The organism is Polaromonas sp. P3_C2, from assembly GCF_056402675.1.
Genome location: NZ_JBFUGX010000222.1, coordinates 1 through 6,228 on the forward strand (window position 1 = coordinate 1; position 6,228 = coordinate 6,228).

A 6,228-nucleotide genomic window follows, 5' to 3' on the forward strand; every position below is an offset into this window, starting at 1 on the left:
CGACACCACCCAGCCCAGCACCGACAACACCTCATACACCAGCCCGCGCCATGCGCCCAACAGCATGGAAAAAACCAGCACTCCCAGCAAAATCCAGTCAACAGCCGTCACGAAACTACTAATTACAAGGTCAGGATGGCAGCGGGTAAATCAAGGCCCTTGATCTTGGTCGCCGCCTTGTCGGCCTCGGCCTTGGTGGCAAATGGGCCCACGCGGACCCGGATGCGCTTGCCGTCTTTGGTTTCCGCCACTTGTGTATAGGTTTTGAGGCCCGCCTTTTCCACCTTCAGGCGCGCTTCGCGGGCCTTGGCCACGTCGGCAAACGCACCGACCTGAACCACAAAACGGCCGTCCGCCTCGCTGGCAGACGGTTTGGCGGCCGGCACAGCGGTGCCGTTCAGCAGTGCGGCGGCACGTGTGGCGTCATCGTTCGCAGCGGGCTTGGCCGGCTTGGTTTCTGACTTGGCTTCCGGTTTGACCGGAGGTTTCACCTCGGGTTTGGCTTCCGGCTTTGCTTCATTTTTGATAGCTGGTGGCGCAGATGCAGCAAGGGCTGGAGCCGGTTTTGATGAAAGAATTTCTTCCTTGGGCGCCAGGCTGGCGTCAGCGGTTACTTTTTCGGCGGGCTTGTCGGCCACCTTGGGGGCAGATGCGGAAGTGGCTGCCGGGGCACCGGGCCCGGGAATCACCAGGGGCTTGACCGTGCCTTTGCCGGGAATTTCAATCGGGATATCGACCGGAATGGGCCTGGGCTGGGTGTCAAACAACAGCGGGAAACCCAACACGCCGATCAGCACCAGCACGGCAGAACCGATCAGCCGGTGTTTGGCACGCTTGCGGATCACTTCCACGCTTTCCGTTTGAGCGGCTGACCCGGCATTGGAGGCAGCGTTGGAGCCGCCCCGGCGGAAATTGAAAAACGGCATGGTGTGGCTTGGATCCGATAAGGGGTGACGTTAACGGTGAACGCGGGCTGACGGCCCTTGGAATGCTTGACGGACCGGCTTGTCCGGTCTCAGGCGGCCAGGTGCGGGGCCGAAAGACGCGGCACACCGTCCTTCAAAATGCCGCCCACCGTATGGAAGGAGCCGAACACGACAATTCTATCAGCGGGGGTTGCGGCCCTGACCGCCGCCTGCAGCGCCGCTTCGGGTGATTTGTAAGTGCCGGCGCTTGCATCAGGGCGGGTATTGGCCGCCGTCCACCTGGCCTGCAAATCCTCGGCAGAAGCGGCCCGCGGCGTCGGCAAATCGGTGAAATACCACTTGTCGATGAGCGGCGCCACGCGCGCCAGCATGGGAGCCAGGTCTTTGTCGGCCATGGCACCGAACACCGCGTGTGTGCAGGGGTAAAAGCCCATGGCATCAAGGTTTTCAGCCAGCGCAGCCACCGAATGGGGGTTGTGCGCCACGTCCAGCACCAGCGTGGGCTGGCCGGGCACGATCTGGAAACGCCCCGGCAACTCGACCATCGACAAGCCGTTGCGCACCGCCTGGGCGGTGACCGGCAGGCGGTCACGCAAGGCCGTCAGCGCCGCCAGCACGCCCGAGGCGTTGACAAGCTGGTTGGCGCCGCGCAAGGCCGGGTACGCCAGGCCGGCATACCGGCGCCCGCGCCCTGCCCAGCCCCATTGCTGTTTGTCGCCCGAAAAATTGAAGTCCGTACCAAAGCGCCACAAGTCAGCGCCTACTCCGGCCGCGTAATCAATGATGCTTTGCGGCGGCACCGGGTCACTCACGATGACCGGCTTGCCGGCGCGCATGATGCCGGCCTTTTCGCGGCCAATGCTTTCGCGGTCGGGGCCCAGGTATTCCATGTGGTCCAGGTCGATGCTGGTGATCACCGCGCAGTCGGCGTCCAGCATGTTGACGGCGTCCAGCCGGCCACCCAGGCCGACTTCGAGGATGACGACGTCCAGCTTGGCGTCGGCCAGCAGCTGCAGGATGGCCAGGGTGGTGAATTCAAAGTAGGTCAGCGAGATCGCGTCGCCGCCCTGCGTGCGCGCCGCCTCGACGCGCGCGAACTGCGCAACCAGCTCGTCAGCCTTCACGATGTCGCCGCGCACCCGGCAGCGCTCTTCAAAATGCACCAGGTGCGGCGAGGTGAAGACGCCGGTGCGGTAGCCGGCCTGCAGCAAGATCGCTTCGAGCATCGCGCAGGTCGAGCCTTTGCCGTTGGTGCCGGCCACCGTGATGATGGGGCAGTCAAAAGCCAGGCCCATGCGCTTGGCCACAGCGCTGATGCGCGTCAGGCCCATGTCGATGCCGACGGGGTGCAGGTGCTCGCAGTAAGCCAGCCAATCGTCGAGGGTTTTGAGTTGTTCCATAGAGCCCACCATTGTCGCGTAGCTCGAATACCCCCGTTGGCGCTCACTGGCGTGTAGCGCCTTCCCCCTTGCAGGGGGCGGCGCCTGCGGCCTAGCAAAGCCAGTTCCGCGGCACCTGCTGGCAAAGAAGCAGGAGGTCAGCCTGCGAAACGGTCGGTGGCCGCTATGWGTTGGCGCAGGATGCCGGGCTCGTTGAAGGCGTGGCCGGCGTTGTCAATCATGTGGAATTCGGCCTCGGGCCAGGCGCGGTGCAGGTCCCACGCGGTTTTGGCTGGTGTGGCCACGTCGTAGCGGCCTTGCACGATGACACCGGGAATCCCAGCCAGCTTGTGCGCGTCGCGAATGAGCTGACCCTCTTCGAGCCAGCCGGCGTGCACAAAATAATGGTTTTCTATGCGCGCGAATGCCAGGGCGAAAGCGTCGTTACCATGCTGGGCGGTAAAAGACGGGTCGGGCAACAAGGTAATCGTCTGGCCTTCCCACAGGCTCCACGCACGGGCAGCCGCCAGTTGCGCAGCACGGTCGGCGCCCACCAGGCGTTTGCGGTAGGCGGCAATCAGGTCGCCGCGCTCCGCCGGGGGAATGGGTTTGACGAACTCTTCCCACAAATCAGGGAACAACCAGGACGCCCCCTCCTGGTAGTACCAGAGCAGCTCGGCGCGGCGCAGCGCAAAAATGCCCCGCACAATGAGCGCCGACACGCGGGCCGGATGAGCCTGGGCATACGCCAGCGCCAGTGCGCTGCCCCAGGAGCCGCCGAACACCAGCCAGCGCTCCACGCCCAGCAGGGTGCGCAAGCGCTCGATGTCGGCTACCAGGTGCCAGGTCGTGTTGTTTTCCAGTGAGGCACTGGGTCGGGAGCGGCCGCAGCCGCGCTGGTCGAACAGCAGCACGCAATAGCGCTCCGGGTCGAACAGGCGGCGGTGTTCGGGCGAGCAGCCCGCACCCGGGCCACCATGCAAAAACACCGCCGGCTTTCCTTGGGGGTTGCCGCATAACTCCCAGTACACCGAATGGCCGTCACCCGTTTCAAGAATGCCCGTGCGGAAAGGTTCGAGAGGCGGGTAAAGAACGGCGGGGGCAGTGCGCGTGGCTGAAGCAGCGGTCATGAGGCAAGGCATCCATACAAAAAAAGGTTGAGCCGGTCGGCGTTCTTCATTATTCCAGCCTTGCCAAAGGCCTGCCCACGCGTCCACGCCCTTGCCTGCCTTCGCAACAACGCTACTAATTTGATAGCTGCTCGCGCTCGTCCCGCTTGGCCGGAAGGCCTGTTTCTCTTAAATCTGCGAAAATCCGGCCATGATCATTCTTTACGGCATCCCCAATTGCGACACCGTCAAAAAGGCCCGTGCATGGCTAGTCGAACAAGGTGTTGACTACCAGTTTCACGATTTCAAGAAGCAGGGCGTGCCGCCCGACCAGCTGGCGCGATGGGCCCAGGCGGCAGGCTGGGAAAAGCTGCTCAACCGCCAGGGCACCACCTGGCGAAAGCTGGACCCGGCGCTGCAGGCCGGCGTGCATGACAGCGCCAGCGCGCAAACACTGATGCTGGCCAACCCCAGCGTCATCAAGCGGCCCGTGGTGGACTGGGGCAAGGACATCACCGTCGGTTTTGACGCCCCGGGCTGGGCTGCGAGGGTTTGAACGCACGGCGGGCCGACCGGTTACGTTTTGCAGCCTGTTTTGCCTTCAGAGGGCTTTAAAAGGCAGCTTTACCGTCGATTTACCGAACTCTGCACCCCAAAATGACTCTGACTTACTAAAATTACGTTTGCCACCCGAGCCATCACCCGACCAGGGTGAGCCCTTTGGCGGTGCAACTTCAGCCACGTGCTGAAAAGGGTTGAATCATGAAAAAAGCGCTTGTTCTCTCCGCTCTTGCTGCCGCCTCCGGGTTGGCTGCTGTACCCGCCTCCGCCATGGACATCCTGGCCCGGGTGATTTCAAGCACGCCGGTGGTGCAGCAAGTGGCTGTACCGCGCCAGGTCTGCAGCAACCAGCCCGTCGTTGTCCAGCAACCGAACTCGGGCGCAGGTGCGCTGATGGGCGCGCTGGCAGGCGGCGCAGCCGGTAACGCCATCGGCAATGGCGGTGGCCGTGCCGTCGCCACCATGATCGGGCTGGTGGGCGGTGCCATCGTTGGCGACCGCATCGAAGGCTCAAACAACCAGGTTCAAAACGTGCAGCAGTGCGCGACGCAAACCTATTACGAAAACCGCCCCAGCCACTACAACGTGGTGTACGAATACCAGGGCACGCAGTACAGCACGCAGATGGCCACCGACCCTGGCCAGTATGTGCGCCTGCAGGTCACACCGGTCGGCGCCATGGCACCGGCGCCGCAGACCTTCCAGTCTGCGCCCCAGCAGCCCCAGACCTATGTGCAGCCGGCACCCCAACCGGTGTACGTCCAGCCTGCTGTGACTTATGTGGAGCAGCCGGTGGTTTACCCGGCTTACTACCCCCGTCCCTATTACCAGCCCTACTACGCGCCCATCGGCCTTTCGCTGAACTTCGGTTACAGCCGGGGCTATGGCCACCACCACTGGCGCTAAGACCAACTGGCGGGCTGAACAAAAAAGGGGCGTTGTCAACGCCCCTTTTTGCTGTCCGCGAATATTCGACTGTTGCTATTTGGGCGTTTCAATCAGGGCACCCTTGAACAGCACCGGCCCGGTCGGCCCGCTGCCCGGCGGCACGCCACCCTTGGGCTCCAGCGTGATCGCCAGCGTCGGCACCTGGCGCATGTAGGTACCCGCGGCAGTCAAGCGAACCACGGGGTCTGCGCTCATCACACCCAGCGATTTGGGCGCCGCGCCGGGCGGCAAAGCCCAAAGCTCCAGGGACTTGTCGGGCTGCTCCCTGAAGCTGCCCACGCGCTTGAGCGACAGTGTCTTGTTCTTCGGATCAAACGTCACCAGCAGCGAGGCCGAAGCCTTGTCATCGGTCAGCACGGCCACGTATTCGATCTCGGGCGTGGCTGTCAGTTTGGCGGTCAGTTCGCTCACCTGCCCGCTCAGCCGGCCGTTCACGTTCAGCCCCACGACAACCGCCGCCGCAGTCGCGAGTGCGCCCGCCACAGCCCCGCCGCGCCACAGGCCCAGGCTGGACCACCAACCCATGACACCCGGAGCGACCCGCGCCGCCTGCATGGCGCGCGCCTCCTTGTCGGCCCGCACCAGGTTTTCAATGCGTTTCCAAACCACCGGGCTAGGCGCCTCTTGCGGCTGCAATTCGGCCACCGACKACAGGCGGCTTTGCCAGACCAGCGCCGCCGCGCGCAAAGTGGCGTTGTCGCGTGCCAACGTCTCAAACCGACGACGCGCACCGCCGCGCAAAGTGCCCAGCGCATAGCTGGCCGCGAGTTGCTCCATCAGGGCGGGATTACTTTGTAAATTCATCAGGCAAACCTCGCCATGCAGCCGCGAAGCTGCTCAAGTCCGCGCCGGATCCATGTTTTGACCRTACCCAAGGGCAGCTTCAGCTGCTCAGCCAGCTCGCCATGGCTCAAATCCCGCAAATACGCCAGGCTCACCACTTCACGTTGCTTGTGCTCCAGCTGGCCCAGGCACTGGTGCAAAGCCCAGGCCTGTTCGCTGGCCTGGGTCGTGTCCATCGGGTTGGGCGAATCGCCGGCCACCGTGTCGGAAATCACATCGTCGAGTTCCTGCATCAGGTCGGCCCGGTCCGAAGCCCGGCGCCGCAAAAAATCCAGGCCGCGGCTGCGCACCACCAGCGCCATCCAGGCCATGGGCGGTGACAGGGTCGCCTTGTAGTCGCCTGCGATGCGCCAGATGTTGAAGAAGGCCTCCTGCAACACGTCCTCAGCCCATTCACGGTTGGTCACCACACGAATCGCGACACCGTAGAGCTTGGACGAAGTCAGCTCATACAGCTCCCGC

Annotated in this window: 8 protein-coding genes; 2 read left to right on the forward strand and 6 right to left on the reverse strand. The window is 63.7% G+C overall.

The genetic code is table 11. The annotated features are described in order from the left end of the window. The 4 genes from AC1DWI_RS11095 to pip form a co-directional block, all read right to left on the reverse strand. Nucleotides 1–111: CvpA family protein (locus AC1DWI_RS11095; RefSeq protein WP_477724839.1), on the reverse strand; the 111-nt coding region annotated here is incomplete at its 3' end. A gap of 11 nt (nt 112–122) precedes the next feature. Beyond that, nucleotides 123–926, reverse strand: a complete 804-nt coding sequence (locus AC1DWI_RS11100; RefSeq protein WP_477668072.1) for an SPOR domain-containing protein — start codon at nt 924–926, stop codon at nt 123–125. A gap of 89 nt (nt 927–1,015) precedes the next feature. Continuing rightward, nucleotides 1,016–2,326, reverse strand: a complete 1,311-nt coding sequence (gene folC / locus AC1DWI_RS11105; RefSeq protein WP_477668073.1) for a bifunctional tetrahydrofolate synthase/dihydrofolate synthase — start codon at nt 2,324–2,326, stop codon at nt 1,016–1,018. 137 nt (nt 2,327–2,463) lie between these two features. After that, nucleotides 2,464–3,435, reverse strand: coding sequence for a prolyl aminopeptidase (pip, locus tag AC1DWI_RS11110; protein ID WP_477724836.1), 972 nt, complete (start codon nt 3,433–3,435; stop codon nt 2,464–2,466). Nucleotides 3,436–3,625: 190 nt separating this feature from the next. Here pip and AC1DWI_RS11115 point away from each other — a divergent pair, with 190 nt between their 5' ends. Together AC1DWI_RS11115 and AC1DWI_RS11120 are read left to right on the forward strand one after the other, a co-directional pair. After that, nucleotides 3,626–3,970, forward strand: a complete 345-nt coding sequence (locus AC1DWI_RS11115; protein ID WP_477668075.1) for an ArsC family reductase — start codon at nt 3,626–3,628, stop codon at nt 3,968–3,970. Nucleotides 3,971–4,176: 206 nt separating this feature from the next. Then, on the forward strand, nt 4,177–4,881 hold the full coding sequence (locus tag AC1DWI_RS11120; RefSeq protein WP_477665543.1) for a glycine zipper 2TM domain-containing protein: 705 nt from the start codon (nt 4,177–4,179) through the stop codon (nt 4,879–4,881). Nucleotides 4,882–4,956: 75 nt separating this feature from the next. Here AC1DWI_RS11120 and AC1DWI_RS11125 read toward each other — a convergent pair whose 3' ends face one another. Together AC1DWI_RS11125 and AC1DWI_RS11130 are read right to left on the reverse strand one after the other, a co-directional pair. Further along, nucleotides 4,957–5,727, reverse strand: a complete 771-nt coding sequence (locus tag AC1DWI_RS11125) for an anti-sigma factor (protein ID WP_477724837.1) — start codon at nt 5,725–5,727, stop codon at nt 4,957–4,959. Continuing rightward, a partial coding sequence (locus AC1DWI_RS11130) for a sigma-70 family RNA polymerase sigma factor (protein ID WP_477724838.1) occupies nt 5,727–6,228 on the reverse strand: 502 nt, incomplete at its 5' end. The genes AC1DWI_RS11125 and AC1DWI_RS11130, both read right to left, overlap by 1 nt.

Bases quoted from the DNA above. Each gene is read 5' to 3' on its own strand.
- AC1DWI_RS11115 (WP_477668075.1), top strand. From the start codon at position 3,626: ATGATCATTCTTTACGGCATCCCCAATTGCGACACCGTCAAAAAGGCC.
- AC1DWI_RS11120 (WP_477665543.1), top strand. From the start codon at position 4,177: ATGAAAAAAGCGCTTGTTCTCTCCGCTCTTGCTGCCGCCTCCGGGTTG.
- folC (WP_477668073.1), bottom strand. From the start codon at position 2,326: ATGGAACAACTCAAAACCCTCGACGATTGGCTGGCTTACTGCGAGCAC.
- AC1DWI_RS11100 (WP_477668072.1), bottom strand. From the start codon at position 926: ATGCCGTTTTTCAATTTCCGCCGGGGCGGCTCCAACGCTGCCTCCAAT.